The 521-nt window shown below is 65.3% G+C and carries 1 protein-coding gene; it reads left to right on the top strand.

Annotated elements, in window-relative coordinates:
* A partial coding sequence (locus KGA66_RS29365; protein WP_369015993.1) for an arabinofuranosidase catalytic domain-containing protein occupies positions 1-521 on the top strand: 521 nt, incomplete at both ends.

Raw genomic sequence — 521 nt, 5'->3', positions numbered from 1 at the left:
CAGGGTGCGTACATGGTGACGTCGGGTACGCATGTGAACGGCGGTTGCTGTTTCGACTACGGCAACAGTGAGACGGATCGGCGCGCGGACGGCGCGGGCGCGATGGACGCGATCAACTTCAGCACCAGCTGCTGGTTCGGCGGTTGTTCGGGTTCGGGTCCGTGGGTGCAGGCGGATCTTGAGTACGGCCTGTTCCCCGGCGGCGGTACCGCCTGGAACCCGAACCAGCGAGCGTTCACGAGCCCTTATGTGACCGCGATGTTGAAGAACAACGGGACGACGCAGATGGCGCTCAAGGGTGCCAACGCGCAGTCCGGTGGTTTGACGACGTTGTGGAGCGGTTCGCTGCCGCCCGGGTACAACCCGATGAAGCAGCAGGGCGCGATCATTCTCGGTAGTGGCGGCGACTGCTGCGCGACCAACACGAATCTGAGCCAGGGCACGTTCTACGAGGGGGCGGTCACGGCCGGCTATCCCTCCGACGCCACCGACAACGCCGTGCAGGCCAACATCGTCGCGGC

Source organism: Actinocrinis puniceicyclus (genome assembly GCF_018283645.1).
Lineage (GTDB): Bacteria > Actinomycetota > Actinomycetes > Streptomycetales > Catenulisporaceae > Actinocrinis > Actinocrinis puniceicyclus.
Note: the sequence above shows the minus strand (reverse complement) of the source record. Positions and strands in the feature narration are given on the sequence as shown.